The 26,078-nt window shown below is 62.7% G+C and carries 26 protein-coding genes and 1 pseudogene; 18 read left to right on the top strand and 9 right to left on the bottom strand.

Annotated elements, in window-relative coordinates; genetic code table 11:
- Positions 1 to 161 precede the first annotated feature (161 nt).
- The gene (locus tag ENE75_RS24005) at positions 162 to 1,001 is read right to left on the bottom strand and encodes a hypothetical protein (RefSeq protein ID WP_128201513.1); all 840 of its coding nucleotides are present in this window, start codon (positions 999 to 1,001) and stop codon (positions 162 to 164) included.
- A 156-nt stretch (positions 1,002 to 1,157) separates the two neighbouring features.
- On the opposite strand from ENE75_RS24005, the gene ENE75_RS24000 reads away from it, so the two are divergent.
- Positions 1,158 to 1,334: a helix-turn-helix domain-containing protein gene (locus ENE75_RS24000; protein ID WP_233259260.1), complete on the top strand. Its 177-nt coding sequence runs from the start codon at positions 1,158 to 1,160 to the stop codon at positions 1,332 to 1,334.
- Positions 1,335 to 1,351: 17 nt separating this feature from the next.
- On the opposite strand, the gene ENE75_RS23995 is transcribed toward ENE75_RS24000, so the two are convergent.
- A complete protein-coding gene (locus ENE75_RS23995; RefSeq protein WP_199232407.1) occupies positions 1,352 to 1,939 on the bottom strand; it encodes a hypothetical protein in 588 nt (195 codons plus the stop codon).
- Here ENE75_RS23995 and ENE75_RS23990 point away from each other — a divergent pair.
- Positions 1,894 to 2,196 carry a helix-turn-helix domain-containing protein gene (locus ENE75_RS23990; protein ID WP_128201507.1) on the top strand — a complete coding sequence of 101 codons (303 nt, stop codon included), beginning with the start codon at positions 1,894 to 1,896 and terminating at the stop codon, positions 2,194 to 2,196. The two genes, ENE75_RS23995 and ENE75_RS23990, sit on opposite strands and share 46 nt — an antisense overlap.
- Before the next feature lie 361 nt (positions 2,197 to 2,557).
- Here the strand turns inward: ENE75_RS23990 and ENE75_RS23985 are convergent.
- The 3 genes and pseudogenes from ENE75_RS23985 to ENE75_RS23975 form a co-directional block, all read right to left on the bottom strand.
- Positions 2,558 to 3,995: pseudogene (locus ENE75_RS23985) on the bottom strand (IS5 family transposase).
- A 169-nt stretch (positions 3,996 to 4,164) separates the two neighbouring features.
- Positions 4,165 to 5,217, bottom strand: a complete 1,053-nt coding sequence (locus ENE75_RS23980; protein WP_128201504.1) for a hypothetical protein — start codon at positions 5,215 to 5,217, stop codon at positions 4,165 to 4,167.
- Positions 5,218 to 6,737: 1,520 nt separating this feature from the next.
- Entirely contained in the window at positions 6,738 to 8,105 is a 1,368-nt protein-coding gene (locus ENE75_RS23975; RefSeq protein WP_128201502.1) for a replication initiation protein, read from the bottom strand.
- 592 nt (positions 8,106 to 8,697) lie between these two features.
- On the opposite strand from ENE75_RS23975, the gene ENE75_RS23970 reads away from it, so the two are divergent.
- Both ENE75_RS23970 and ENE75_RS23965 read left to right on the top strand, forming a co-directional pair.
- Complete coding sequence (locus ENE75_RS23970) at positions 8,698 to 9,936, top strand: AAA family ATPase (RefSeq protein ID WP_128201500.1); 1,239 nt, start codon at positions 8,698 to 8,700, stop codon at positions 9,934 to 9,936.
- 67 nt (positions 9,937 to 10,003) lie between these two features.
- A complete protein-coding gene (locus ENE75_RS23965) occupies positions 10,004 to 11,083 on the top strand; it encodes a ParB/RepB/Spo0J family partition protein (protein WP_233259259.1) in 1,080 nt (359 codons plus the stop codon).
- Positions 11,084 to 11,146: 63 nt separating this feature from the next.
- Here the strand turns inward: ENE75_RS23965 and ENE75_RS23960 are convergent, their stop codons facing one another.
- The gene (locus ENE75_RS23960) at positions 11,147 to 11,431 is read right to left on the bottom strand and encodes a hypothetical protein (RefSeq protein WP_128201487.1); all 285 of its coding nucleotides are present in this window, start codon (positions 11,429 to 11,431) and stop codon (positions 11,147 to 11,149) included.
- Complete coding sequence (locus tag ENE75_RS23955) at positions 11,409 to 13,271, bottom strand: site-specific integrase (RefSeq protein WP_158289080.1); 1,863 nt, start codon at positions 13,269 to 13,271, stop codon at positions 11,409 to 11,411. The genes ENE75_RS23960 and ENE75_RS23955 overlap by 23 nt, the downstream gene beginning before the upstream one ends.
- Before the next feature lie 611 nt (positions 13,272 to 13,882).
- Here ENE75_RS23955 and ENE75_RS23950 point away from each other — a divergent pair.
- The 11 genes from ENE75_RS23950 (at position 13,883) to ENE75_RS23900 (ending at position 22,863) form a co-directional block, all read left to right on the top strand.
- Positions 13,883 to 14,647 carry a hypothetical protein gene (locus ENE75_RS23950; RefSeq protein ID WP_128201483.1) on the top strand — a complete coding sequence of 255 codons (765 nt, stop codon included), beginning with the start codon at positions 13,883 to 13,885 and terminating at the stop codon, positions 14,645 to 14,647.
- Positions 14,644 to 14,916: a hypothetical protein gene (locus tag ENE75_RS23945; protein ID WP_128201481.1), complete on the top strand. Its 273-nt coding sequence runs from the start codon at positions 14,644 to 14,646 to the stop codon at positions 14,914 to 14,916. The genes ENE75_RS23950 and ENE75_RS23945 overlap by 4 nt, the downstream gene beginning before the upstream one ends.
- A 641-nt stretch (positions 14,917 to 15,557) precedes the next feature.
- Positions 15,558 to 15,791 (top strand): DUF2188 domain-containing protein, encoded by a 234-nt coding sequence (locus ENE75_RS23940; protein ID WP_128201479.1) that lies wholly within the window; start codon positions 15,558 to 15,560, stop codon positions 15,789 to 15,791.
- A gap of 552 nt (positions 15,792 to 16,343) precedes the next feature.
- The gene (locus ENE75_RS23935) at positions 16,344 to 16,691 is read left to right on the top strand and encodes a toxin-antitoxin system TumE family protein (RefSeq protein WP_128201477.1); all 348 of its coding nucleotides are present in this window, start codon (positions 16,344 to 16,346) and stop codon (positions 16,689 to 16,691) included.
- Positions 16,688 to 17,053 (top strand): HVO_A0114 family putative DNA-binding protein, encoded by a 366-nt coding sequence (locus ENE75_RS23930; protein WP_128201475.1) that lies wholly within the window; start codon positions 16,688 to 16,690, stop codon positions 17,051 to 17,053. The genes ENE75_RS23935 and ENE75_RS23930 overlap by 4 nt, the downstream gene beginning before the upstream one ends.
- A gap of 49 nt (positions 17,054 to 17,102) precedes the next feature.
- Positions 17,103 to 17,354, top strand: a complete 252-nt coding sequence (locus ENE75_RS23925; protein ID WP_128201472.1) for a hypothetical protein — start codon at positions 17,103 to 17,105, stop codon at positions 17,352 to 17,354.
- 18 nt (positions 17,355 to 17,372) lie between these two features.
- Entirely contained in the window at positions 17,373 to 19,541 is a 2,169-nt protein-coding gene (locus ENE75_RS23920; RefSeq protein WP_128201470.1) for a site-specific DNA-methyltransferase, read from the top strand.
- Positions 19,502 to 21,088, top strand: a complete 1,587-nt coding sequence (locus tag ENE75_RS23915) for a hypothetical protein (protein WP_128201467.1) — start codon at positions 19,502 to 19,504, stop codon at positions 21,086 to 21,088. The genes ENE75_RS23920 and ENE75_RS23915 overlap by 40 nt, the downstream gene beginning before the upstream one ends.
- A gap of 203 nt (positions 21,089 to 21,291) precedes the next feature.
- Positions 21,292 to 21,639, top strand: a complete 348-nt coding sequence (locus ENE75_RS23910; protein ID WP_128201464.1) for a DUF7673 family protein — start codon at positions 21,292 to 21,294, stop codon at positions 21,637 to 21,639.
- Positions 21,636 to 21,872: a hypothetical protein gene (locus ENE75_RS23905; RefSeq protein ID WP_158289079.1), complete on the top strand. Its 237-nt coding sequence runs from the start codon at positions 21,636 to 21,638 to the stop codon at positions 21,870 to 21,872. The genes ENE75_RS23910 and ENE75_RS23905 overlap by 4 nt, the downstream gene beginning before the upstream one ends.
- A gap of 10 nt (positions 21,873 to 21,882) precedes the next feature.
- Positions 21,883 to 22,863, top strand: a complete 981-nt coding sequence (locus ENE75_RS23900; RefSeq protein ID WP_233259258.1) for a tyrosine-type recombinase/integrase — start codon at positions 21,883 to 21,885, stop codon at positions 22,861 to 22,863.
- A gap of 22 nt (positions 22,864 to 22,885) precedes the next feature.
- Here the strand turns inward: ENE75_RS23900 and ENE75_RS23895 are convergent, their stop codons facing one another.
- Both ENE75_RS23895 and ENE75_RS23890 read right to left on the bottom strand, forming a co-directional pair.
- Positions 22,886 to 24,106 carry a hypothetical protein gene (locus ENE75_RS23895; RefSeq protein WP_158289078.1) on the bottom strand — a complete coding sequence of 407 codons (1,221 nt, stop codon included), beginning with the start codon at positions 24,104 to 24,106 and terminating at the stop codon, positions 22,886 to 22,888.
- A gap of 140 nt (positions 24,107 to 24,246) precedes the next feature.
- Positions 24,247 to 24,867, bottom strand: a complete 621-nt coding sequence (locus ENE75_RS23890) for a tetratricopeptide repeat protein (RefSeq protein ID WP_158289077.1) — start codon at positions 24,865 to 24,867, stop codon at positions 24,247 to 24,249.
- A 217-nt stretch (positions 24,868 to 25,084) separates the two neighbouring features.
- Here ENE75_RS23890 and ENE75_RS23885 point away from each other — a divergent pair, with 217 nt between their 5' ends.
- The 3 genes from ENE75_RS23885 to ENE75_RS23875 are packed head-to-tail and all read left to right on the top strand — an operon-like array spanning position 25,085 to position 26,071.
- Positions 25,085 to 25,333 carry a hypothetical protein gene (locus ENE75_RS23885; RefSeq protein ID WP_128201456.1) on the top strand — a complete coding sequence of 83 codons (249 nt, stop codon included), beginning with the start codon at positions 25,085 to 25,087 and terminating at the stop codon, positions 25,331 to 25,333.
- Between the two features lie 39 nt (positions 25,334 to 25,372).
- Positions 25,373 to 25,705 carry a hypothetical protein gene (locus ENE75_RS23880; RefSeq protein ID WP_128201453.1) on the top strand — a complete coding sequence of 111 codons (333 nt, stop codon included), beginning with the start codon at positions 25,373 to 25,375 and terminating at the stop codon, positions 25,703 to 25,705.
- A gap of 21 nt (positions 25,706 to 25,726) precedes the next feature.
- Positions 25,727 to 26,071 (top strand): hypothetical protein, encoded by a 345-nt coding sequence (locus tag ENE75_RS23875; protein WP_128201451.1) that lies wholly within the window; start codon positions 25,727 to 25,729, stop codon positions 26,069 to 26,071.
- Positions 26,072 to 26,078 lie beyond the last annotated feature (7 nt).

Below are 26,078 nucleotides of genomic sequence, written 5' to 3'. Positions count from 1 at the left end.
GTGAGGTTGCCCTGCTTTCACGGACACCTTCTCATGGTTGAAGGGTAAGGTGTCCGCGAAAGCGGGGCAACTTCAGATCTTGAGCCGTCGTACCCGTCGTACCAGCAGCAACCAACGAACATCAGCAGCGCAAGAATGCGCAAACCATCAGGGCTGCTACCTCAGTCGATCGACCGGCGCCAAGCCGGCGTCGGGCCATCAAAGGGCTCCAGTTCGCCTTTCGGCAGGTACCTGGTCGACTGGCCGCTGATCGTCAGGTTGTCGAACTGGACGAAGGCCATCACGCCTTCGATCCGCACCACCATGCCGACGTAGGGACCACCTCCTCCTGGCGCGCTGGCCCACTGAAACCGGTCACCCGCTTTTAGGTTGGCCTGGAAGGCAGCGACCCGCGCCGGCCACTCAGCGGCTAGCCGCTGGGCCTCAGCCTCTTGAGCCCTTGCGCGCTGCTGGCGTTCTTGTTCGAGCGTGGCCTGGCGCGCTCTCTGCGCAGCGGCAGCCTTGTCCGCGGCCTCCGCCCTAGCGTCTAGCTCGCGAAGGCGAACATCGGCCTGCTCGGTTGGCAGCGTCCGGGTGAGAACGGTTGCGATCCAGTGGGTACGATTCGATGAGAACTCAGCATCGACATACTGCAGCTCAAAGAGCCAAAGCGTTTTCGCTTCACGCGCGCACAGCAGGTGTACGGGCAACCGACCCCGGGGAAATGGTGCGTCGATCGCCGCAAAGCTTGGCGTACCACCGCCACGCCTACAGTGCTCTTCGGCAGGCGCCAACGCAACCACGAATCCCTTTGGAAAGTCATTTGGTGCTACTGGCGCTCCCGACATGCTGGGAACCCAGCTCGATCCCCCGCTCACATCGAGCATGTACCGCTTGCCGTTGAGTCCTCGAGCGAACTCCTCGATCGAACTTCCGGCAGACACTGATGGATTGATGGCGCATCCTTGCAGCGCAAGGATGGCTAGAAGGGCTACGCCCGCCGCCCGGCTGAAAGTCTTCATGCTTCTCCCTGTTGTGCGAACCCTGTCGCTCCGAAAATTGTGACTTAAACACGGCTGACGCAAAAGCATCATGTCGAGAGACTGGCGCGAATGGGTCCAGCAGCGTCAGGTCAGTCGGAGAAGAGGGTCAGTGCGCGTGCCCTGCTGGCGGCAAACTTGGTTTCGCTGCGCCGGACTCGGGAGCTTTCCCAGGAGGCTTTGGCCTTCGAGGCCGGTCTGCACAGGACCTTCGTGGCGCATGTCGAGCGCCAGGTGCGGAATATCTCAGTGGACAACATCGAGAAGCTGGCGATCGCGCTGGGCGTCGAGCCGTACGAGCTGCTGAAGCCCTGACCTGCCGAGACACAAGGTCAGTCGTCCCATATCGACGACGTGGCGCTGTCCCACGAGTCAAAGTGGCTGTCGGTCACGCCGTACATGTTGCCGTTCGCATCGAAGTCGCCCAGCATCATGGTGCCGTCGATGTTGAAGGCCGGCTCAAACCTGTCGGAGTTCGAATCCATCCACCTGTCTTCATGGGTTCGGGACAAGGGGTCTGGCCACGGTGGGTCGGTTTCCGATGCGATGGTGGCCAGTGGGCCGATAGGCTCCAGCAAGGTGCCCGCTCCGGCAAACGCGTCATCGTCGAACTCGCTACTCTTCGCGCTTGCGGTGGTGTGCACGTAGCGATTCGCTGTCGGCACATCGACCAGGCCCGCGCACAGCAGGCCGCCTTGGTGGGCGGCAGTCCCGGAAGCAGAGCTACGCCTTGGCCAAGTTGCCACCAGCACCATGACACCGATCACCAGGCCAATCTTCATCAAGCCGTGGATCAGAAGAAGTAGATCAGCCATGCGGATAGGCGTTAAAGAAAACGTGGCTTTTATTGTGATCAAGCCGGAGCCTCTTGTCCATGCAAGAAGCTTCTTCTGTTCGGCGCGGCCGACCACCTGGATCAAAGACTGCTGATCCGGTTCTGGCCGGCGCTTTCGGCGCCGCCGTCCGTGCCGCCAGAACGCGGCGCGGGGTGGCCCAGGAGGCGCTGGCGCACCTGGCCAAGATCGAGAGATCTCACGCCGGCAAAATCGAGCGCGGCGAGCACATGCCGACCCTCGCGGCCGTGCTGAAGATCGCGAGGGCGCTCGGCATGAGCGGGGCCGAGTTGTTGGCTGAGGCCGAGGCGTTTTTGCCGGTGGATTACCCGTCACCAGGCTGACCAGTGGCGAACGAAGCCGGCATGCCTCGCTGTCGGCAGTCCGGCGGCATTCGCTGACGCCTTTCCGGGCATTGTTGATGGCACTGTTCGCCAGCCGGCAGCCAGGAAGGACGTTGCTGGAGGCGGGCTCGCGACAACGTTTGGCCCAGGGAAGCACCCTTCCACAGGCGCGAGAAGTGTGTTGCCGCTGCAGCCGGTGGCCGCAGGCATTGAAGATGGCACTTGAGCCCGCCATGGTTCCCAGGGCGACAGAAGTCCTGGGGACACACAGCCGGCTACTGGCTGGCGTATCTAGTCGGGCTTGCGCAATCCGTTTCCCGCCGGACCAGCAACGCGGCGAGGGGCAGTGACTGTCCGGTGATCAAGTTGCCGAGCCCTGTGGCGATCTGAGCGCCGACCGTGCCAGGGTGGCGAAGAACACCGCCAGCCAGGTGAGGGCCAACAAAAGGGCCGCCAGCCCGATCTTCGCGATGGCCCGCAGCAGCCAGCGGATGTTGAAGCCTGCCGCGCACAGCACCGCGTGCAACGCGTCGCCCTCGGCGCCCCCTTGAGCCAGCAGCGGTACATGCGGTGATCGACCTTGGCGTGCCCGATCAACGGTTCGATGGCCTGGCGCCGGCGCAGCCAGGACTTCTGCCTGGGCGTGAGCGACTTGGCCTTGCCGCGGTGGACAACCTCCACGGGCGCCAGATCCTTGTCCACGCCCCGGTAGCCCAGGTCCACGATCGCCGTGCGCGGCTTCATCCCGATGTCCTGAAGCAGGGTGTTGGTCTGCTCGATCTGCGCGGCCAGCGTGTGGCCGTCGTACGGGTTGCCGGGGAAGCTGCGCGCACCCACCATCAGCCCGTGTTGGTGCGTGACCGCCAGGCTGACCTTCACGCCGAACTCGTACGGAATTCTGGCTTTGCCCTTGCTGATGCACTCGGCCTCGGGGGCGTGCAGCGCGTACAGCTTGTTCTTGTCTTTGGGCCGCTGCTGCTGGATGCGCGCGGCGCGCTGCACCCAGGTGTCGAGCCGGACGCGGGCTTCGTCGTTCAGGCCGATCATCTTGCGCCGCACCTCGCGCAGCAGCCGGCCCAGGATCATGCGCTGGCGCTTGAGCACGCCGCGCAGGCGCTTGAACTGCTTGGCATGGGCATAGCCACCCGCGCGTCGGCGCAGCGTACGGCCTTCGCGCTCGTGGGTCTGCTTGAGCTGGATGCCGGCGCGCTTGGCCAGGCGGGCGATCTTGTCCCGGGCGACTTCCAGCAGCCGACTGTCGGTGGGGTGGGCGATGGCCTTGCACTGCACCGTGGTGTCGACGATCACGCGCTCGAACTCGGTCTTCTTCACCGCGCCCATGTCCACCGCCGCCTCGATGGTGGTCTTGAGCAACTGCTCGACGCCGGCCTCGCCCAGCACGCGCCGGAAACGGCTGATCTGCGCTGGGTCACAGGCGGCCGCGGCTCGAAGTAGACCTGCCCGCTGAAGAACTGGAAGTACACGTCCTGCGCCCAGCGCTCGACCAGGGACTCGTCACTCTCGTTGTAGGCGTGATTCAGATACAGCAGCGCCACCATCAGCCTGATCGGCAGCGGAGGCCTGCCGGCGTTGCTCACGCCCGCGCCGGCTACCGCCAGCGTCGGGCCGAACATGTCTGCACCCTCGACCACCCGACCCTTGCGATCGCGATGCGCAAACGCCGGCGCCAGCGCGGCCTCGATGTCCGACCACGGCATGCGCATGGCCAGCACCGCCAGCGGGTGGCGCAGGTCGATCATCTGATCCAGCCGTGCGCGGAAGAAGTCGTCGGTGGCCATCGGCAGCTGTCCTCGATCTCCCAGAACTGCCGTTCATTGAATTGAATTCCGGGAGTTCCAACCATTCGAATTCACCCGAAAGCCATTGAAAAACAAGAGTTTGAGTGCTTTGCAAGGCCGACTCAATAGATCGCGGCAGCAACCCTCTCCTAACAAAATCCAAAGCTGGCTAGAAACACTCGATAGACAGCCCGCTCAAATCCTTGATAACTTCAGCCAGTGCGCGCTTGTCCTGAATCACATCAGCCGGCCGGCTGCACTTGTAGCGCGGCTGAGGCCAGTCTAGGAACCCGATCAACCATTCACGTGCGCGAGCCTGCTTGGCAGCATCGGCCGCCAGCTCGCGTAGGCGACGAGCGACCACCGCCTCGAGAAGGGCGACAGTCCCTGTGTCCAATTCGGTGATCAGCACGTCTCCGCCGACAAAGTCAAAAAAGTTCACCTCATCTTCTGGCCGCGCTTGAGGTTTGGTTCCAAAGGACTTACTAGGCGCCGTCGAGCCTTGAATCTTTCCGCTTTGCTCAATCAGGATCTTTCTCCTCAAAGCACTCAATTTCAAACCGACATCTGGAATGCGCCGCAAATACCCGATTCGCTCCGGAATGGCGGGGAGCTCCTCTTTGGAACCGCGGCTCCGCTTCCATTCACCCTTGATGAGTTCCCGGAGCTTTTTGACCTGCTCTCGCACCCCATGAAATCCAGGGCTCCGCCAAGTCGTGTGGATCAACTGTTCCAGATCACGTTGCCTACGCTGGCGGATGCATTCGATAAACTCGTTCCGTAAATCATCGCATCGAATTCTGGTATAGCGCCAAGTCCACACCGGTCGCGGCTCAGCAGGCTTGGTCAACCGCACCAGTTCGTAGCCGGTCACGTTGACGCGATCAGAGATCGCGTCACGCCATTTCTCCTGGGTATCCGGTTCGTCTCCACGATGGTGCAGGAGTATCCAGTCCAGTTCGGCCTGCCCATCTTGATGCAGAAGCAGCAACCGAGTTGAAGATAGACCAACCCGCCGTGCTCGCGACGCCTCAAGCTTGTTCCTCGAAATCGAATATCGTTGTTCAAACTTCTTGACCAGCGCCTGAGCCTTGTCGAAGCTGATCCGTCCCTGCACAAAGGAAGAATGCCCGGTGCGAACCAAGTCGCTGATTCTCTGCATGTAGGCGGTCTTCTTCGTGAAGACAAAGACGTCGGGCGCCGGGTCACGATTGCTTGTCATGCCGAACATCCTAGCCAGCAAAAAGCAATAACAGGCAAGTCTGCGCCGACATTTTTGATCGACCGCCCGCCTGAATTCGCTACGGCATCGATCGATCCCGAAAGACCATGAGAGCTTCATGGCCTTCTGCAACTTGAATCGGTCAACCTTGGATACCGAACATAAAAGATCGGGCCGATCAAACTGGAACCGGATAGAAAGAGATTCCAAGCTTCGATTTGACAGTCAAGCGTCATCGACCCACACTTCCCTTCGGGCTAGCCAAGCCTCTCACTCAGACACAGTTGGGTGGGGGCCGCCAAGCCCTCTCCCTCAAGCGCAAGGCGCGGATGCGCCACAGCTGCTGACCGCCAGTCAGTAGTTAGCACGGTGAAGCGGACTGCTTGTAATTGAGCTCGGTCCGCTACGCTGAGCGCTGAAGGCTGAAATGCCTTCTTCGACTCACTCGAAACCGGTATCCCGGTTTGAGTTTGGGCGACACGGAACCGGCGCACCGAAGGAAATGTCGATTGCGACCTGTCATGTAGCGAAAGCAGGAAATGGCCTGCTCACGGCACCTGTGGCAACAGGGTGACGTGTACCAGAGACGAGGGCTCAGGGTATCCAGAAATGGTATCAGCCACGCAGCAGAAGTGTGAGCGTGAGGGAGCACAAGTGGTTTTGTGCGATTGAACCTGACCGGGAAACCGGTAGCGGCACCTGCAGAAACGCAGGGTCGGTGATAGCTTAACCGTCTAACGGCATCCGTAGAGGATGCTGTCTGGAGTGTCAACAAGCCGTTGTGTTTTGCAGAAACATAATCGGTAACTTGAAGAAGGATCGAGTCGGGTAAGTAACCGGCTTTGGAATCTCGCGGTACTGAAACCAGATAAACCGGCATGGCCGACTAATGGGTAAGCGTAGCGATGACTCGATCTGGAGAGTGGCGGCGTGTTGACACGCAGTAGCATGTGACTAACGTGGGAATGACTGACGGCCGACAGAGATGGGTGGCACCATCGAGGCACAAGTCAAGGAGATTTGGCAAGTAGAGTTTGAAACCAAGGGCTGAACCGATGTGGTCCGCGGGAGTATCGAAAGCCAAAACCGTGCGAAAGAGCGCTGGTTGAAAGCCAGTGAGTGAGAGAGTCAACTCGCAACAGCGAGTTCAGGTCGATCAGGTTGGCGCCTGATCGACCTCCGAGGGTGGCACCTCGGGTTTGTTCTTTGATCGGTTGGCTGCAGTGCTGCAGAGAACCGAGTACCGTCATCCAAATTGGATATTGTTCAACCATTGCCAGCCAAGCAGAAAGGCAAGGCTCACCGCACCAATGGCACGGTGTGACTCGACCAGTACAGGATCGAGCAGGAAGGTGTATTTGCTCGGAGCATGATCTGAGCCGGTGAATCATTTCACCATGACGGAGCGTCTGCTCCAACCTGTGGCGAATCGTTGCAGCGCAACGAAACGTGCACTCACATGCACAGACCCACCCCCAAACCCCCCGACACACTGGTGCCGGGGGGTTTTCTTTGCGTGCTCAACCTTGGCGAGTAACGGCGAATTCCAGGAGTTGCTCCGCAGTTACTTCGCCGGGCCAGAGAGATTCAGCCAACCAGCGATAGAAGGTGCTTGACGCCACGCGGCTTTTGACGCCATCCCTGCGCCAGGCCTTGGCGATCGGCGTGGCGAGTTTGTCCAGCTTTTCCGCTTCGAACTTCGCGAACTGCTCGGACTTCTGACTCTCTGTCATTTCGCTGAACAGCTCACGTGCCCTGTTGGTTCTTGCATGCTGCCACTCGTCGCGCAGCTGCTGGAGCTTCTCGGTGACGCTCGGCGCGGGGGCCGGTCTCTCCACCGGCTTGTCACTGTCCTCTCCATGACCCGCGTACTGCTTCTTCAGTGCGTCCCGCAGATAGGCAGCGGGCGACTTGAGTTCCGGTAGCGTCTGACTCTTCATGCGCTGCTCGACATGCTCGACCGTCGCACGAAGAACACCTTCGTCGGTCACTGCGTACAGATCCTGCGCATCTGCACGCTTGATCCCGAGGGCGATCAAGCGCTCGACCAGCTGGAGGTCGAACACGTTCTTCGTCGGGTCCTTCATGCCGTCGAGACTGGCCTGCGGCTTGGGGATGATCCGGAACTGGAGCTCCTCGACCTTCCGACCTCGCTTGTGCTCGACGACCTCCATACGGAAGTCCTCGCACAACGTGTCGAGTTCGACGAGCGCCTTCTTGATGGTGTCGCGTCGCAGGATCCGGTAGTCGACCTTCTCGATGTCGCTGCGGCCGGTGAGCACGGAGGCCCACCAGATCACATCCTCCCGCATCGTGATTCGACCTGGCGACGTCAGGTACCGCGCCCCCAGTTCGTACAACACGGCGGCAGCGTAGCTGCGCATCTGGGAACTGATCTCCAGCAGCACGCGTGTGTACTGGGCAGGCTTGAGGAGCTGCTCGCGTATCGGCTCGGGGTATGTCCAGGTGATCGTGCACGCTTGGCCACGACCAGGCTCATGGATGACGACAGGCCCGAGCAGCTGAGTCGATGTCCACTTCCGGGCTGCGCCCGAGCTTGTGTGCCACTCGATGGTGGTTGCCTGCATGTCGCGGATGTGCGACTTGAGCAGCTCGGTGTTGTTCGACGTGAATCGCGCGTCGCCGATCAACTCCGCGAGGTTGATGGTGTACGCGGGGTTGTCGACCCCTTGCCGCTGTGCGTGATAGAGGAAGACGTTGTAGATCCGCCTCGACAGCAACGTCAGCTTTCCACGCTTCGGCCTGATGGCAATGGCTTCATTCGCTTTCGCGACGGACTGTTCGTCAGGACGCGTCGCAACAGCTGCGGATCTGGATCGTCTCTTTCCACCGTGGGGCGGCACTTGGTCTTCTGGATCCGACTCCATCAGCGCGACTTAGAGAACTAGCGGAATGCCATCTTGGCTTGGTATTGTGAGTGTGTCAAATCACAGTAGACCACGGGCGGCCGCAAGGTCGCCTTGCTATCTTGAAGATCACACTTGAGAGATTGAAGAGTTGTAGGGGCGGAAAAAGCGTTGTCCGGCAGTCACTTGGCGCCAGAGGAGCGAGTGGATATGGGGATGTTCCGGAGACTTCTTGGGGACCTCCCGGAGTGGACTTGGGGTGCGGCGGCGTCGATGCGGAGGTTTTTTGGGGATGTCGGTGAGTGGACTTGGGGTACAGGCCAGTTTGGTCGCACCAAAATGCACAAATTTGCAGCAATTCACCGGCGTAGTTTGGTACGACCGAAAGATCGGCTCTCCGAAGCCGCCCTGCCAGCTCCCAAGATCCCCAAAAGCTCTCACAGTTGAGGGTCGCGTCAGGCGTCGCTGAGTTCGGGGTTCCCAAAGAGTCTCACACTCCGTCGGTCTCAGACGGATCGCCCATTTTGCAGCGATTCGACGGTTTTCGGTACACTTGCCGAAAAGCATCGAACGAGGCGAAATCTTGGCGACAACGGCTGATTCAGCGACACAGGTGAGCAGGCCTGGCAACCAGGTTGCCACGCCCTCCTCCACATCATCGGTCGCTCCGCGCGCGCTGATCGACATCCAGCGCATCCAGGCCCTTGCGAACCGTGCAACCAGCATGGTGGAACAGATCCGAGGCCGCCTGCTGGCGCCCGAGGCCAAGAAGGTCTCGCCTCTCTACTCGGCGTCGCAGGTGGCAACGCTGTGCGGCGTCGACAAGGCGCATGTCAACTACCGGATCTCGAAGGGTGATCTTCCGGTCGGGCAACTGACGCCGACGGGCGGCAAGCGTGAGTTCAGTCTGCCGGAGGTGCGGCGATGGAGTCGTACCTACAGAAGCGAGAAGATGCGACCCGCCGGCCAGAGAGCCATCTGCATAGCCGTCGCCAACTTCAAGGGTGGGGTTTCGAAGACGACGAGCGCGATGATCCTCGCCCAGGGGCTGAGCCTTCGCGGGCACCGGGTGCTCGCGATCGACATGGATCCCCAGGGTTCGCTCACGACGCTCAACGGGCTGCTGCCGGAGGCCGAGGTGAGCGAGGAGATGACGGTCGCGCCGCTCTGTTCCGGTGAGACCGGCGACATCACCCCCGCGATCCGCTCCACGTACTGGGATGGCCTGGATCTCGTTGCTGCGGCGCCATTCCTGTTCTCTGCGGAATTCGCTCTGCCGGCTCGCCAGATGAACGATCCCACGTTCCGTTTCTGGGACGTGCTGAATGCCGGTCTGGAGCCCGTGCGGGACCTCTACGACATCATCATCATCGACACGCCGCCATCGCTGTCCTACGTCACGATCAACGGGCTCTGGGCGGCGGACGGCATCGTTGTTCCGGTCCCTCCTTCCGGACTGGACTTCGCCAGTTCGTCTCAGTTCTGGAGTCTTCTCGCCGATCTGGGTAGCAACCTGGATCAGCAGGAGAAGGGCGGCGCGCGGAAGGTGTTCGACTTCCTCCACGTGCTCCTCAGCCGCGTCGACCAGGCCGACGCCGCAGCACCTGCGGTCAGGCAGTGGATCCAGGCGACTTACGGCGAGTTCGTGCTTCCCGTCGAGATTCCCAAGACCTCGGTCACCAGCAACAAGGCCGCAGAGTTCGCCACGGTCTACGACGTCCAGAAGTACGACGGATCCGCGAAGACCTACAAGCGGGCCGTCGATGCGTACGACCGGTTCGTGGATCTGGTCGAGGAGTCGGCCGTCGAGTCCTGGCGGGCTCGACGCGCCGGCGGAGGGCAAGGCAGATGAAGATGCACCACGCGCGAGCTGAACATGGTTCGTGGCAACCAGGTTGCCAGTCAGGAGGGGCAGGGGAATGAGCACGAAATCGAAGCTGCTTGCAGTGACAGAGGGCCTGCAATTGCCTCCCGAGATTCCGGCCAGCGCGCAGGCGCCGTCCCCCGCGGAAGGACGGCCGGCGGTCGAAGCAGGCCAAGCTGGGGCTGCGGCCGAAGCGCAGACCCGATTCCCACCCGCCGTGCCGAGCCCGTCGGCGAAGACAGGGCCTGGCCAGATGCTGCAGTTCCGGGGGCAGATGCTGGCGGTGGAAGGTGAGCTCGGCAAGCTTCGCGAGCGACTGAAGGAGCACGAGGGGTCTGTACCGACCCGCAAGCTGGACCCGGCGTGCATCGTCCCGAGCCGCTGGGCGAACCGCCATGCGGACTCCTTCGGCAACGCGGACTTCCTGCGACTGAAGCAGGACATCGAAGTCGCCGGAGGCAATGTGCAGCCGATCGCTGTGCGGCCGCTGCCGGAACAGGCCGGGCGATACGAAATCGTGTTCGGCCACAGGCGCCACAGGGCCTGCAGCGAACTCGGCCTTCCTGTCCTGGCCATGGTCGAGACGGCGCCATTCACCGACCACGAGCTCTTCTCGGCGATGGACCGCGAAAACCGCGAGCGCGCGGATCTTTCTCCGTTCGAGCAGGGCACGATGTACAGGCGGGCGCTCGATGCAGGGCTGTACCCATCCAATCGGCGGCTCGCAGAGGCACTGGGGGTCTCGCACACCTGGGTTGCCAACGTCCTCCTGGTGGCCGATCTGCCACCTCCGGTCATCGAGTGCTTCAGGACCCCCATCGAGATCCAGCATCGTCACGCGAAACTCATCGCCAGCGCGTTCGAGGTCGACCGCAAGGGCGTACTCAGGCGTGCGGAAAAGCTCAGGCTCCAGGGGAAGCGGCTGGCCCCGGCGGCGGTCGTCGAGGCGCTGATCGGTCGTACGGAAGAGCCTGCGGCGGCAAAGCCGACGACCTTGAAGGTCGGTGGCAAGTCGGTGGGCAGCTGGCGCAGGGACGGGGCAGGGCGGGTGACGGTCGAACTGGCACCGGGTGTCGTCCCGGAGGAGAAGCTGGAGAAGCTGCTGGAAGCGATCGCCCGCTCGATCGAGGAATAGCTCGCCGGCGCGCTGCATTCGGGGTTGGCAACCGGGTTGCCACTCGCATGGCGATCCGACCCGTCAGAGCGGCACCCACTCCGGTCCCTCGTCGGCCTTGATCCGCGCGACATCCGCGTCCACAGCGTAGCCGCAAGGCCAGACGACCGTCCCCCCAGCGAGCGCCGCACGGAAGAACTCGGACACGTCGAGCAGTCTCGATTGGTCTCCGCGCAGGCGCTGTGGGTCGAAACGGATCCTGAGGTGTGACGAGTCCTCGAACCTGACATCGATGGCCAGGTGTTCCGGGAAGGACACACCGACGATCCGCACGCTGCGCCAGCCTTCAGTCCGGCCTTGGTTCGCCATCGCCGAAGGCATCACGGACGGCGCGATGGCGTCTCGCCTTCTCTGCGCGGACGTAGATCGATGTCGTGGCAAGGCTCTCGTGGCCGAGATTGGCCTGCAACACGTCCTGTGGGACGCCGCGTGCCGCCGAGTGCGACCCGTACGTGTGTCGAAGCCAGTGGGTCGATGCCGCGCGGATCTGGTCGGCGGCCCGTCCGTCCGTCGCCAGAACGTGGTTGGCGCACCGCTCGAACCCGGCCGCCAGGATCTCGTAGATCCGCGCCGCCGAGAGCGGGGATTCCTCTCCAAGCCTGGCGACCAAAGGGGCCTTCGGGTCGTTGGCGAGGAGATCCGGATCGAGTCCGCGCGACCGCAGATAGGCCCGTAGAGCTTCCACTGCCGGATCGGGCAAGGGCACCTCACGCCACTTCTTGCGCTTGCCCAGAACCATGATCGACCAGACCCACTCGCCATCGTCCAGTTGTTCGTGGCGAAGCCATCCGAATTCGGCCGACGCAAGCTCTGCCAGCCGCATTCCGGTCATGTAGGCGAAGTCCAGGATGAACTTCAGCCGGTGAAGGGCAGGGGAGGGCGCCGAGACCAATTCGTCGTGGATCCATTCCTGGACCAGCTGCCACTGCTTCCGCGAGAGCGCCCGCAGCTGCGGCATCGACGGTGCATCTGGGCGTGCCGGTACGTCGTCCCAGGGGTTCGAGTCCAGGTAGTGCCGGCGCACCAGCCACTCACACAGCGATCGCACGATGGTCATGGCGGTCGACTGCGAGCGCACCGACAACGCTCCCTCGAACGGCCGCCACGCTTCCGACCATCGCCGGGCGTTCCTGGGGCCGGTCCATTCGGGACCAGGCGAGGCCAGGAAGTCTCGGTAGGAGACGCAGTCGTCGCCGTCCAGCGAAGACAGCGGCTTCCGCCGCTGGATGACGGCCCACAGCAGGAAGCGCTCGGCCTCCTTTCGGTACGCGCGCCAGGTGTGAGTACCTTCCACGCGCAACCGCAGCCAGGCCTGGATCGCCTCGTAGTCGTTCGACGCGGCCACCTTGCAGCGGTCGGGTGATGCGCGGTTCGTGCCTCTCGACCCATCGCGCTCGGCTGGTGGCCGGAATCGTTCCAGCGGAACGATTCCGACACGAGGCGGCGGAGTCAGGGCGACTGTATCGATCTGCGATAGCGGCGCGAGTGCCGGCGAGGGCAGCGCGCCCAGGGAGTCTTCGTGCTCGCGGATCCAACGCACCACGCGAGACGCTCCTTCCGGGCCGACCTTCGGTATGTGGCGGTACCAGTGGAATCCCTTCGTCCTGATCCATAAGACGAGATCCCGCAGTGTCAGGATGCCAACCGCCTCGAGGCGGCGCGCCACACGCTCGTCCAGCCAGGCGCTCGCCGCATCGTCAGGGGAGGGAGCTCGTGCGCCGACGCTCGTGAGCCACTGAACTGCCTGAACCAGCCGCTCCCGCAACCGCTGACGCCGCCGCGCCGCACTGCGTGCGTCCGCAGACCCGTACCGCTCCTGGTGCAACGCGATCAGCTCAGCCTCGCTGTAGAAATCCGCCGGCTGATCGGCTGCGAACTCCTCCAGCGTCGGGATCCGAGAGCCCGTGCCGTCGGGAATGGCCTCGGGATCCCTGCGCAGGAGGGCCGCGATCTCCGGCCTACCGTGGGCTCTGGCCAGGGCGCGCAGTTCGTCCAGCAGGCGCCTGAGCTCGCTTCGGGCGCGCCTCGCGTCGCCGGCACCGTTCACGTAGAGATAGCGGTTCCAAGCAGGAACCAGTTCGAGTCCCTCTGCCCAGCAGCGCACGTAGGCCATGTGGGCGTGGCTGAGGCGAGGGGTTTCGGTGCTCATGGGGTGAGAAGCCGGCACGACTGGGCTCGAGGGGCGCTCGCAGGAGGGAGCTCCTTCGAGGGTGCCCAAGTGCTTGTCGCTGAACAAGGTTCTCGAAGTTTGCCCCAAAACGAGGGGGTTTGTCGGCCTAAATCCACTACTGTGATAATAAGGATTATCAAGGTATCTGGTGGCTTGGAAGGCAGGGGAGGGCGGTCCGGCGGCACCTCTGACGCGTTTCCGTGTCCTCAGATCCGGGCCCATGATTGGCTTGGGGAGCGTCAGGCGCGGCGGCAGAAGGCGCGTTCGCTTAAGGGCCCCGAAGTCCGCCCTGGCGGTCTTCAGGGGACCTGAATCCGGGGGCCCCACGTTGGCGGCAACCAAGGTGGGGAGAGCAGGGCAGGGTGCGTCCGCGCACTGCCCTGCAGGCTGTTCGCGCGAGGGATCGTCACCGACCGGCCAGGACCGCGGGCCTGGTCCGCCGCCAGGCGGATAGAGCCCGACCCTGGGGCCAACGGCCCGAGGGGCGCGCCATATTGCGCCATCTGCTTTAGCCTTTTGACGTCGTCAGATATTCTTTGCCAATCGGCAAGCGGCGTAGACTGCAGTCACCACGCAAGCGAAAGAGCGCTATGGCCACAAAACCCCTGAGATCTGCTCCCAAGATCTCCGTCCAGATCTGGCGACCGATCAACGACAAGCTCACCGAAAAGATCGAGGCCGCATGCCTGCGGCGCGACGCCTATCTCAACAAGGTGCTCGAAGTGGAGCTGCCGGAGCTTGATCAGGAAGTGACGATCGCGAACTCGCCGGCGGCCCAGAAGTACGTCGCCGAACGGCTAGACACGCTGGATCGCAAGCTCGTCAGCCTGACGCTGGATCCCGCACTCATCGAGCGACTGAACGACATCTGCCGCCGCAAGAACATCGTGCGCGACGCGTTTTTCAACCGCCTCTTCCTGCTGCTCGCAGGTTCACCGAAGATCATCGACACGCTGTACTTCGACGATCCCGCCTGGCGGGCGGAGATCCTTGAGCAGTTCCGCGGGGACTCGGCGTTCGTCGACGGTGTCTTCTTTCCGCTTGACCAAGAGATCAACCCGCTCTGGCCAATGCGCGAGGCATTGCGACTAGAAGCCGACCGGATCGGAGTCGACAGCTGGCTCAATCCGGAGGGCGAGCTCATCTCGGTCCGCAAGTCACTCGCCGGTGTCCCCATGCCGGTGTCAAGCATCTACACCGTGCTCTTCCCAGAGGACAAGTTCAAAGACGTCGATCTGCGCGGGTTGAACGTCTATTACCCGGACAGCTGGATCCCCGGAAGCGAGGCCCAGAAGCGCGAACGGTCATCGCTCGACGACTTGCTGGTGCCGCTCGGCAAGCCGAGTTCGTCATGAGTACGAAGCACGCCCAGGTCCGCGCCCAGCAACGCGCGATCCCGCCGCTCGTCGACCGCCTGCTTGACGAGTTCGGCGAGGAGCAACACGACGGCCACGGCGCGATCCGCGTCTACTTCAGCCACGCCAGTCGTCGCCGCATGGAGCGCGCCCTCGGCCGGCACGCGGCCGGCCTTTTCGACCGCTACCTGCACGCCTACAAGGTGGAGAGCACCGATGGCCAGGTCATAACCAAGGGCTGGCGGACTGGGCGGCTGCCGCGCCGGTGAGAGCGTGACCACCGGGGACGTGTCACCGAAAGCCTGACCCCGGCTCGGACTTCGACCAATCCAGGCTGAAGAGGCGCCCAAGATGCGCTTTGAACAACGCCCGTCGCACGAGAGAAGCCCCACACCAGGCAAAGCGAAGCTCTCATGGGATCGGAGCCCCGTAACGTAACGTTGGACGCTACCGCTAGTGGGTTGTGACCCCCTGATACCCCAGATATAGTGATCGCTCGTAATAAGCTCATGAAGTGCAGGACCGGATAGCAGCTAACCATGGGTGCTGTTCTGGGTGCTGCAGCCGTTTGTCGAATTGCTAGACTGATCGCGTAATCCCCGCCCCACAAAGGCGAAGACCCGAGGCGTTGCAGCGCACTCGGGTCTTCAGATGCAACTAGCCCCCAACCAGGGCGCCCACGTCAGCGGGCTTGAGCTGACAGAGAGGAGAGATCGTGCGGTTAGCACCCGTCCGGAGGAGAGTTTGATCCAGCCTACCTGCCTGCAGGCCGTTGCCCAGCCTGCAGGTGGGTAGTTTAAGCAGCTTGTTGAAGCGGTGCCTACGGGCCGCCCCTAACAAGCACGTAACGGCCGCGTCAAACGCAACGGCTTGGCCGGCTTCGCTTGAACACCACCAGGAATTCATCCAGATGACGAAGAAAGACATCCACGTGGTTCCGCACAACGGCGGATGGGCCACGCGCAAGGAAGGCGCGGAGCGCGTCGGCCGCACGGCCGACACGCAACGCGAGGCCTTCGAGCTGGCCCGCAACCAGGCCAAGCGCGAACAGGTCGAGGTCGTGATCCATCGACCGAATGGCCAAATCCGCAACAGCAACAGCTACGGCAACGATCCCTGTCCGCCGAAGGACAAGGTTCGCTGACCGGCAGCCAGACGCTGACGTGACACGGGGCGGCTTCGGCGGCCCCTTTTTGTTCCTCGATCTGTTCCGCGGCTCTGGCACAACCCAGGGCGCTGCCCCGGACCCCGGGATGTTTCGGGCCCGATGATGTTTGCAGCTAGCCGATAGCTATCCACAGGCGTCGCAGGTTCGAGTCCTCTCCTGGCCACCACAGCACGACCAACCGTGCGCCTGGTGACGAAGGACATGGGCGACGCCGCTTCGAGTCCGTTCCCGGGCACCGTGCGACGGGGCCACGTCGTCACCCGCGCCCCGCCTTGACCACGATCCGGATCGAGAAGGGAACCTTGCGCAGGGCCCGCAGGACACTTGGGGCCAGCGCGGCGAGCATGAAGAGGGTGGTCGGTTCGAGGTCGGTCATGTAGATCTCCTGGTTCTTTGTTGCGATGACGACAGTGTCCGAGGAGCGAGCTCGCGGCTTCAAGTGCATTTTTTCGGAGGTCCCTCAAGAGGCCCGAGCCAAGGAACATCGACCTGTTGCCAGACACTATGAGTATGTGATACTCATAGAAGATGACGCAGCGCGATCACTCCCTAGACACCTTGCTCGACCTGAACGGCCAGGTGCTGGTGATTGACGCGGCTGGGTACTGGGTCCGGTTCGTGGTGACGCAGATCCCTGTGAGCCCTGAGAAGCCGCATGGCCTCGACTACACGATGACCCTGCATGCCCCGGACGGTGAGCGCCTAGTCGGCTTCGACAACGCTCACCAGGTCAAAGGCCAGAAGGGCAGGGCGACCGACCATCGGCACCGCCACCGGACCGTCAAGCCCTATGCGTACCGCGACGCCGCCGCCCTCGTCGCGGACTTCTGGTCGGAGGTCGAGGCGGTCATGCGCGAACAAGGAGTCTGGTCATGAAAACGCTGAACATCGGCATCGCTTCCTACGAAGAGATGAAGGCGCGCACCCTGGCGATCGCCAAGGGCGAGCTCAAGCCCAAACCCGACGACCCTCAAGTCTGGTTTCCCTCGCCCGAGAGCTTCGCCAAGGTGCTCTCGAACAAGAACCGATCGCTCCTGCAGGTGATCCACCAGGAGCGGCCGGAATCCATCCTGGCACTCTCGACGGCCACCGGCCGCACCACCGGCAACCTGTCGCGCACCCTGCGCACCATGGAGCGCTACGGCTTGGTCCGACTGCATCGCGGCCCCCGCGGCATGGTGCGGCCCGAGGTCCCGTTCCGGAACGTGCGGCTCAAGGTCGAGCTGGCCCACGGGTGACCGCATGAGACATCTTTGAAAACGAAGAAGGGGACGCAAGTTGGCATCCATGCATGACCTGATCGAGCAGATCGAAGACAAGCGTGAGCGAGAACGCTTTCGGCAGGTCACCGAACTGGCGGACGACCAGAAGCTCGTCGAGCGAGAACTGAACCGGATCAACGGGTCCGCCCTGCCCGTCTGCGCCAGGCTTGACGCAGAAGGCAACGCCGTTGGCCACGCGCCGCACGCGCCACAGGTCTTTCAACGATCCCTCGCGCATGCAGACCAGGTCACCACGACGCGGCTTGACCTTGGGTAGAGGCAGCAACTCGGGCAGATGCGGCTCGAAGACCAGTCCAAACTTCTTCTCGCGGACGGACTCCTCCCAGAGCCGATCTTCCCGGCGCTGGTCCCTGTGGACCAGGTGCAGAACGGTGAGGTCGGAGCGCCGTGGCACACGCTGATCGAAGCCGACAACTTCCACGCGCTGCAGCTGCTCGACTACCTCTACGCCGGCAAGGTGGACTGCATTTACATCGACCCACCGTACAACACGGGTGCGAGGGACTGGAAGTACAACAACGACTACGTCGATAGCAATGACGGATGGAGGCACTCAAAGTGGTTGGCCTTCATGGAGCGCCGGCTCAAGCTCGCGAAGCGCCTGCTGAACCCTGAAAAGGGTGTGCTGGTCGTGACCATCGATGAGCACGAGGTGCACCATCTCGGTCTGTTGCTTGAGCAAGAGTTCCCGGAGGCATATCGCCAACTGATCACGATAGTGATCACGGCACGAGGCGTTGCGAAGCAGGGTCTCGCCCGAGTCGAGGAGTACGCCTTCTTCGTCTATCTTGGCTCCGCATCTGCCGCGCCGACCGAGGATGACTTCCTCACAGACAAATCTCAGAAGAAGAAGAAAGCGCCTTGGGCAAGTCTGCTGCGACGAGGTACAAACGCTTCCCCGAAGGATCGTGCCGGCCTGGTCTACCCCATCCTTGTCGATCCGGAGACCAAGGAGATTCTGGGCGTTGGCGAAACGCTGGCTGATCGCGTGGAACGCGGCGAGCTTCAGAAGAGCGAGCTCAATGCCCTCGATCCTCCCAGGACAACTCGTGAGGCTTGGCCTATTCGTTCTGACGGCGCTCTAGGAACCTGGCAGGTCAAGCCTTCCAAGCTCATGGAACTCAAGAAAAAGGGGTTCGTGAAGATCGGCCGCCTTGATGAGAGCAGGACAAGTTGGTCAGTGAACTACCTGAAGCGGGGACCGATCTCAGAGATCGAGAGGGGTGAGCTGAACATCACGGGATACGAATGGGAAGGCGGCCCCGCCATCCTTGAGTACGCTGACCAAGATCAAGGTGCCGGGATGCGGGCGAAGACGGTATGGCACCGCACGCAGCACGATGCGGGAACGTACGGTTCAAGCCTGTTGCGATCTATGCTCGGCGCACGAAGCTTCGAGTTTCCGAAGTCGTTGTACGCCGTACGTGACACGCTCGCGACGGTCGTTGGGACCAACCCTTCGGCGCTGGTTGTCGATTTCTTTGCGGGCAGCGGAACCACGCTGCATGCGCTGGGCTTGCTCAACGCGGCGGATGGTGGGCGACGAAGCTGCATCTTGGTCACCAACAATGAAGTCTCGTCCGCGGATGAGGTTGCGCTCTTGGCGGAGGGCTCACGACCGGGCGACGACGCATGGGAAGCACGAGGCATTTGTCGCTCGGTCACATGGCCGAGGTCAAGGTGCGCCATCCTCGGCAGGAAGGAAGACGGGACACCACTGAGCGGCGACTACTTGACCTCAGACCTGGTTGAGGTCGAGATGCCGCGGAACTTCTATCACCTCGGGTTTGGTGTTCTGGACACGCAGACGAAGAAGAAGCAAATCGTCGCCATGATCCCTGGGCTACCGCAGCGGCTCGTCACTGATGGCGTTGGGTTTATCGTGTCCGAGGAACACAAGGCGAGCGTGCTGTTCGACGAATCGGTGACAGAAGAGTGGCTAGACGCCCTAGACGGTCAGGACCACATTACAGACTTCTACATCGCAGCGGCGACCAAGAAGTCTTTCGATCTGGCCAAGGTGCGTGTCAACGACTTGCTTGGCCCCCAGATCGTGCTTGAAGCAGCCAAGCGCCCCATGAGCACAGGGTTCACCGAGAACTTGGCGTACTTCAAGCTTGAATTTCTGGACAAGGATCGGGTAGCCCTGAAGCAGGCCTTCAAAGAGGTGTTGCCGCTGCTGTGGCTCAAGGCCGGCGCCGTCGGCCCTCGACCTGAACTTCCAAGAGGCGCGGCAGAGCCGCCGTTCTTTGATCCATCTGGCGCCAACTTCGCAGTCCTGCTAGACGAGGGTGCGTTCAGAAAGTTCGTCAAGGCCATCGGCAACCGACGGTCTGGCCGATTCTGGTTGTCCAGGTTGAGGACCGCACGGAAAAGCAGATCACGAAGACCGACCTGTCTGATGTGCTCACCGCCATTGAGGCCGCGATCGGCCGCCGGCTGAACGAGGGCGAGGTGGCGCATGCGATGCACGACATCAACGACATGGATGTCGGCGGGAGACGCGTGCGCAAGGTCGATCCGGCGCGCATCGAGGAAGACAAGAACATCGGCGTGGTTCTCTTCAAGACGAACCTTTCCACGGGCTGGGATTGCCCTCGCGCCGAGGTGATGATGTCGTTCCGGCGGGCAGAAGATCACACCTACATCGCCCAGCTCTTGGGACGCATGGTCCGCACGCCGCTGGCCAGGCGGGTTGAGCGCCAGGCAGCGCTCAACGACGTGCACCTGTTCCTGCCCCACTTCGACGGCGATGCTGTCGATGCCGTCATCAAGTTGCTGAACGATAAAGATGGTGCCGACGGCGCTTCGACATCAGAAACCGGCTCTGCACGCGACCTGGTGGTGCTGAACCGCCGGCCAGGCCTGGACGACGTGTTCAAGGCCTTCGAGGACCTCGTGACCTACCGCGTCAACGCGGCGCGGGCGCAAAACCCGATCCGCCGCTACATGGCGATCTCGCGCGGCCTGGCGCAGGATGGCCTGGACGCAGATGCGGTGACAGCCTCCAAGGCCCAGATGGTGGCGTGGATGAACGCGCAGATGGCCACCATCAAGGCGAGCGAGCAGTACGACGCGGTCTACAAGTCTGTCGCCGAGGTTGTGGTCAAGCAGACTGCCGTGCAGGGTGGTGATGGGGTTCCTCTGAAGGCGTATTCCATCGAGGCCTCTGACATCGACATCGACCGCCAGTTCGAGGAAGGCGGGCGGACGCTGAGCCATGGCTTGCACACGACCTACTGGACATCCCACAGCGAGCGGGATGCCTTCGAGGTCAAGACTGAGCTGATCATCCTGACGCGCCAGGCGAGCGCCATGAGCGCCATCGAGACGCTGGCCGAGGCCGAGTTCAACCGGCTGTACGACAAGCACAAGAAGGCGATCAGCAAGCTGGTCGAGCACCGTAGGACGTACTACGAACGGTTGCGCCTGGCGACGCCGAAGCCCACGGCCGTGCCCTGGCATCTTCCGGACTCGATCAACTTCCGGCGCAAGCCGTCGGACCCTGTCTGGGATAGACATCTGTACATCGAGGACAACGGTAAGTTCCGGGCGGAGTTGAAGCCCTGGGAGGAAGGGGTCCTTAAGCGGGAGTTGGCCGCTGGCAGTGGCGTGGTCGCGTGGTTGCGCAACGTTGATCGTCAGCCGTGGAGCCTGGAAATTCCGTACGAGTCCGGCGGCCAGGTCGTGCCCATGTTCCCTGACTTGGTCGTGGTTCGGAAGGCCGGCGACGACTACGTCTTCGACATCCTGGAGCCGCACAACCCGGCGCTTGGCGACAACTTCGAGAAGGCGGTTGGCTTTGCCAAGTTTGCCGAGCAGCACGGCGCGCTCTTCGGTCGGATCGAGATGCTTCGAGCGGCCACCGGCGCAGCAGGGAAGGGCGCTTTCGTCGGTCTGGACTTCAACCAGACGAGCGTGCGAAAGAAGGTCATGCTGATCACCAGCAACCCGCAGCTAGATGCGCTGTTTGACAGCCATGGGACGTAGGAATAGCGAGTCCCCTACCAGACATCGCGATGAATCAGGCCGAGATTTCTGCCGACCAGCCCGGTCGGTGCCTGCTTCAATCGTTCGCTCCGCGCTCTTCCCCGAGGAGCTGGTCCATGCCGCAAGCAAGGGCTTCTCCTCCTGCTTTTATGATTGATAAAGGACGTTATCATGCATAAATAGGCAAGGCAGGGAGGCAGGCCGTGGACGAGTTCGAGAAGCAGCTGGCGCGTGAGCAGGAGTGGGAAGCGCGGGCCCAGCAGGTGCAGGCCAAGGCCGCCCAGGCGTACCTGCGCCTGGTCGAGCTGGCCGAGCGGTCGGACACTGGCCAGGCGCGCAGGGTGGCGCGCTTCCTGGCCAGCACCTACAACGGGGAGCGGTACCCGTTCGACTTGTTCGAGTTGCGCGTGCTGGATGTGGCGCTGTCCGATGACGCCCTGGTTTGTATCGACGCGCTGCGCTGGGGCCGTGCCGACCTCTACAGGCTGCTACCTGACGGTGAGCGCCGCATCGCCGCGGTGATCACCAACTGGGGGATCGACAAGACATGAGAAAGCCCACGTCACGGCCACCCCGGGCACAGCTTCTGGCCATGCGGCGCATCGAGCGCGAACTGTCCGCCAAGACCACCGAGATCACAGAGCGGCTGGAGCAGCTTGCTGGCCGCCTTCACGAGCTGGACCCTGCCGAGCTGGATCAACTGAAGAGGCAGATCGACCTCCAGCTGATGCTCTTCGAGCACCCTGGGCCAGAGTCCATGGACGGCAAAGCTGACAAAGACTAGCCCGGCGGACATGGAAACGGCCGCCCTCGTGCCGACGGCACGCGCCGACATGGTCAACCAAGTCGCCATTCACCATCAGGTGCCAGTGCTGTACGCCGCGAGCCCGGCCGTCGCCAAGCGCACGGGCGAGTTCTTCGCCGTCAGCATCCGCAACCTCAACACCCGCAAAGCGTACGCGCGAGCGGCGGCCGACTTCTCGGCCTGGTGCGAACTACACGGCATCACCGACGTTCGCCTGGTGCAGCCGGTACACGTAGCTGCCTACATCGAGGGCCTGCAGAGTTCCGCCCCATCAGTAAAGCAGCGCTTGGCCGCGCTGCGCATGCTCTTCGACTGGTTGGTGATCGGCCAAGTCATGCCGACGAACCCCGCAAGCTCGGTTCGCGGACCGCGTCACTCAGTGAAGAAGGGCAAGACGCCGGTGCTATCGGCCGAAGAAGCGCGCGCGCTGCTCGACCGCATCGACACCAGCACCTCGATCGGCCTGCGCGACCGCGCGCTCATCGGCCTGATGGTCTACACCTTCGCGCGCGTCGGCGCGGCGATCCAGATGCGCATTGAGGATGTCTACATCCAAGGGCGGCGGACCTGGGTGCGGCTGCACGAGAAGGGCGGCAAACAGCACGAGATGCCCTGCCACCACAACCTGGAGGCCTGGCTGCACGAGTACATCGAGGGCGCCCAGCTCGGTGATGCGAAGGACTACCTGTTCAGGTCTGCAGCCGGCCGCACAGGCCGGCTGTCGGACACGCCCATGGCCCAGGCCGATGTCTTCAGGATGGTGCGGCGACGCGCCGCGGCGGCCGGCATCCGCACACGCATCGGCTGCCACAGCTTCCGCGCCACCGGCATCACCGAGTACCTGCGCAACGGCGGCAAGCTGGAGATCGCGCAGCAGATGGCCAACCACGAGTCAGCCAGGACCACCGGCCTCTATGACCGGCGCACCGACCAGATCAACCTGGACGAGGTCGAAAGGATCGTCATCTGAGGCCCTTGCGCCCCGAACGGGGCTATGCCCGACGGGACGTAGGTTGGCGATCCTCCGCCGCCGACTCATCGTCCTCTGCGCTGAACGCGCCACGCAAGATGGACAGCTCCTTGCTGAGCGTAGTCGCCTTGCGCCCCAAAAGCTGCGCAAGATCTTCAGCAGACATGCAGCCTCGATACGAGGCGCTCGCCAGGTGCTCGGCCAACTTCCCCGCAATGCTATCGACCTGGAGGGACTCGTAGTCCTTCTGTCCAAGCACGCCCAGGGCCATCGCTTTGAAGGCGAACACGGTATCGAAGGGCTGCAGGTAGAGCAGCAACAGAAGGCGGTCACGCGGCATGAGCCGCCAGAAGGTCTCACGCTCACTGACGTCCGTAAAGCCAAACGGTACCACCCCGAACAGGTACTCGGGCGCGTTCTCGTCATCCTCACTCGCTGCGCTTGGCTGAATCTCGTCGGCAAACCGAAGGTTTTCCAGAGCGAACAGTGCATCAGCCGCGAGCCGGCGCGCGGCGGTCGAATCCAGCACACTGGACGAGACAATCGCCTGAACTAGGGGGCCAACGAAGATGTCGCTGGTCAGATGCAAGGCGCGTGCCTTCTTGACGAGCCGCTGGTCGATGCGCGCGGCGCCATCCTCCCGAAGCACTCGCCACAGGTCTTCGACCAGTTCGTCCAGGAGCCCCTCATCAACCAGGCGCTGCCGAAGCACCCCGACGGGCAGTCGCCGTTCAAGGCGCGGATGCTCCAACGCCACGGCCGTGGTCTGCTGCACCAGGGTCACCGAAAAGGCGGTCCGGCTACCGGATCGGAGAAAGGCCGACTTCAAGTCGGAAAGGCCCTTGCGATCCGTCAGGTTCGTGACGAACCGGTTGCGCAAGTCGCGCGGGATGTTGTGTTTGCGGCAGACCTTGGCAAAGAACAGCGGAAGATCGACCTTGTCGTTCAGTACCAAGTCGGGATCCTGGGGTTCACCGGAAACCTGCTTGAGGACTTCGTCAGTCGCGGCTTCGATGATGTCATCCGCAGCCTCTTCAAGCACAGGCCCCATGTCAACCCCGAAGAAGATCTCCTGCTGAGCCCACCGGGTGAGCCGGGGCTTAGCCTGCTGAGCGACCAGCAGCCAAACGCCGGCGAACTCGTTCAGTGCCTTGGTCTTGTCGCGAGTCGCTGCGGAGATCGGCTCAGCCAGCATCTGGCGGAAGCGAAGCTCACTTTGCGTTCGGAAAGATCGTTTCGACATCAGCGAAGCTCTTTTTGGGTTGGATGCGTTCTCTCAGATCCCAATCACACCGCCGGCGAACACCTGCGCGCTTGCCGCAAATGCCAGCGCTGCAATGGCGATCCTCGCAACCGTCTTCTGTTTGAACATCGCATGCAACTTCATGGGGTTACCTCCGAGGGTTCGTTAAAAAGCTGATCTAGCCGTGCCCGATGGGCCGCGTCCGCGCGAACGAACGCCCATTGTCCATCTTCGACTAGAACCCGGGCGCGCAGTTCGGCGTCTTGCAATCCCTCCGGCCATGTGGTCCGAAGTTCCGTCAGCACCTGCAAAGCGCCCTCAGGGTCGCCCTGTTCGATCAGCGCGGCCCCAAGGTTCACGTAGCCCATGTAGTGCCTCGGGCTGACAGCGATAGCTTGTCGACCCATCTGGACCGCAAGCTCCAACTCTCCGAGCGCGATGTGACTCATCACCCGCGTCGCGTAGTTGATCCCGAGTTCTTCCTTGAGCACGCCTTCCGCCTGCTGAAGGAGGCGCAGGCTCTCTGCGGGGATACCCATCATCAGCCGAGCGCCGGCCAGCGTACGCAGCGCACCCGGGTCCTGATCAATGTGCTCGGCTTGTTCCAGTGATGCAACCACGGGCTCAAAGTCAGGCGCCCTGCCGGTCAGGCTGTCGCGGGCGGCTTGGCGCGTCTTCGGATCGATTCCAAAGATCCCGACGGGCTTGGGCTGCATGAAGCGCTTTGTGTACGCGCTGTGTACTGCTGTCTTGGTCGACATGGGCGTGGCGTGAGGTCACTCTGCACCTAGTTCCGACAAGGTTCGCAACTTCTTACCGGGGCCCGCTGCTCAGTCCGAGTTCGCCCAGGTTGCCCGAGTGCGCTCGTATCCGACAGGGAGTCCACTGGTCTTACTTGCGATTGCTTTGTCGGAGGTGCGAGGTGAGGGCAAGGCACTAACGGTCGAGCCCCCCCTTAACCCCGACAAGGAGACCCGCATGTCCCATCTCAAGGCTCTTGCCTTCGCTGGCTTGGTGATCGCCTCTGGCCTGAGCCAGGCGGCCACGGACCTGGAACTGGACTGGCATAAGCCTGGGTTCCACCCGATTCATTGCGATCTCGTGGAGAGCCCCCCTTGCTGGAAGCCGCGCTGGCCTGGCACCGAATGCCTCTCGATCTTCGAACCGTGCAAGCGCACCCCGAAGCCGCGGCCGATCCCGAAGCCTTGGGAGATCCTCATCAACTGACCTCAAGCCCTCTGTCAACTGAACCACAAGGAGAATTTCATGAATGCAACTTCAATCCGGGTGCTTATGGCAGGCATCGCTGTAGCACTGTTCGCCGGCATGGCAGGCGCGAAGCCGAATGACGGCAAAGCGGAGGCGCTCGGCCGCGAGACCGGCGGCATGCTCGGTGCAGCTGCTGGTGGCGCCGCTGGCGCCCGCGCTGGCGGTGCGGCCGGCGCTAGCGCAGGCGCCGTTGCCGGCCAGAAGATGGGAGAAGCGGCCGGCGCCGCTGCGGGCCGAGCCCTCGATCAACGCGCCGCCGAGAACGCCCAAACCGGCCGCGGCAGCTCATCCGATCCGCGCTACGACCCGCGGTCGCTTTTCAACCAGTAGGCCACCAAGGAGTAGACCACCATGAAACACAACCTGCTGCAAGCCGCTCTTGCTGCTTCGCTGATGCTTTCGGGCGCTCAGGCCGCCTTCGCGGTGAACCTGAGTGATTTGAAGCCGAACACGCTCCCCTCCATGTCCAGACCTGACCTGACCAAGCCACTGCCTCCCCCACTCCGCGTACAGCCGCAGCCTCAGGTTTCTATTGGGCACGGGAATGCCTTCGGCGTCGCACCTACGCTGAACATCCCAATGCGCAATGGGGGCCAGGTCGAGATCAAGGGGCCCGACTTTCACCCTCGAGTGCCGCCTAGCCTGAACGGTGGCGCGGTAACCATCACCGTTCCTCTGCCGGAAGGCAAGAAGTAAAGTGAGG

Origin of the sequence: Rubrivivax albus, from assembly GCF_004016515.1 — a bacterium.
GTDB lineage: Bacteria > Pseudomonadota > Gammaproteobacteria > Burkholderiales > Burkholderiaceae_C > Rubrivivax > Rubrivivax albus.
Note: the sequence above shows the minus strand (reverse complement) of the source record. Positions and strands in the feature narration are given on the sequence as shown.

Bases quoted from the DNA above. Each gene is read 5' to 3' on its own strand.
- ENE75_RS24005 (WP_128201513.1), bottom strand. From the start codon at position 1,001: ATGAAGACTTTCAGCCGGGCGGCGGGCGTAGCCCTTCTAGCCATCCTT.
- ENE75_RS23990 (WP_128201507.1), top strand. From the start codon at position 1,894: ATGCAAGAAGCTTCTTCTGTTCGGCGCGGCCGACCACCTGGATCAAAG.
- ENE75_RS23980 (WP_128201504.1), bottom strand. From the start codon at position 5,217: ATGACAAGCAATCGTGACCCGGCGCCCGACGTCTTTGTCTTCACGAAG.
- ENE75_RS23975 (WP_128201502.1), bottom strand. From the start codon at position 8,105: ATGGAGTCGGATCCAGAAGACCAAGTGCCGCCCCACGGTGGAAAGAGA.
- ENE75_RS23965 (WP_233259259.1), top strand. From the start codon at position 10,004: ATGAGCACGAAATCGAAGCTGCTTGCAGTGACAGAGGGCCTGCAATTG.
- ENE75_RS23960 (WP_128201487.1), bottom strand. From the start codon at position 11,431: ATGGCGAACCAAGGCCGGACTGAAGGCTGGCGCAGCGTGCGGATCGTC.
- ENE75_RS23955 (WP_158289080.1), bottom strand. From the start codon at position 13,271: ATGAGCACCGAAACCCCTCGCCTCAGCCACGCCCACATGGCCTACGTG.
- ENE75_RS23950 (WP_128201483.1), top strand. From the start codon at position 13,883: ATGGCCACAAAACCCCTGAGATCTGCTCCCAAGATCTCCGTCCAGATC.
- ENE75_RS23945 (WP_128201481.1), top strand. From the start codon at position 14,644: ATGAGTACGAAGCACGCCCAGGTCCGCGCCCAGCAACGCGCGATCCCG.
- ENE75_RS23940 (WP_128201479.1), top strand. From the start codon at position 15,558: ATGACGAAGAAAGACATCCACGTGGTTCCGCACAACGGCGGATGGGCC.
- ENE75_RS23935 (WP_128201477.1), top strand. From the start codon at position 16,344: ATGACGCAGCGCGATCACTCCCTAGACACCTTGCTCGACCTGAACGGC.
- ENE75_RS23930 (WP_128201475.1), top strand. From the start codon at position 16,688: ATGAAAACGCTGAACATCGGCATCGCTTCCTACGAAGAGATGAAGGCG.
- ENE75_RS23925 (WP_128201472.1), top strand. From the start codon at position 17,103: ATGCATGACCTGATCGAGCAGATCGAAGACAAGCGTGAGCGAGAACGC.
- ENE75_RS23920 (WP_128201470.1), top strand. From the start codon at position 17,373: ATGCGGCTCGAAGACCAGTCCAAACTTCTTCTCGCGGACGGACTCCTC.
- ENE75_RS23905 (WP_158289079.1), top strand. From the start codon at position 21,636: ATGAGAAAGCCCACGTCACGGCCACCCCGGGCACAGCTTCTGGCCATG.
- ENE75_RS23900 (WP_233259258.1), top strand. From the start codon at position 21,883: ATGGAAACGGCCGCCCTCGTGCCGACGGCACGCGCCGACATGGTCAAC.
- ENE75_RS23895 (WP_158289078.1), bottom strand. From the start codon at position 24,106: ATGTCGAAACGATCTTTCCGAACGCAAAGTGAGCTTCGCTTCCGCCAG.
- ENE75_RS23890 (WP_158289077.1), bottom strand. From the start codon at position 24,867: ATGTCGACCAAGACAGCAGTACACAGCGCGTACACAAAGCGCTTCATG.
- ENE75_RS23885 (WP_128201456.1), top strand. From the start codon at position 25,085: ATGTCCCATCTCAAGGCTCTTGCCTTCGCTGGCTTGGTGATCGCCTCT.
- ENE75_RS23880 (WP_128201453.1), top strand. From the start codon at position 25,373: ATGAATGCAACTTCAATCCGGGTGCTTATGGCAGGCATCGCTGTAGCA.
- ENE75_RS23875 (WP_128201451.1), top strand. From the start codon at position 25,727: ATGAAACACAACCTGCTGCAAGCCGCTCTTGCTGCTTCGCTGATGCTT.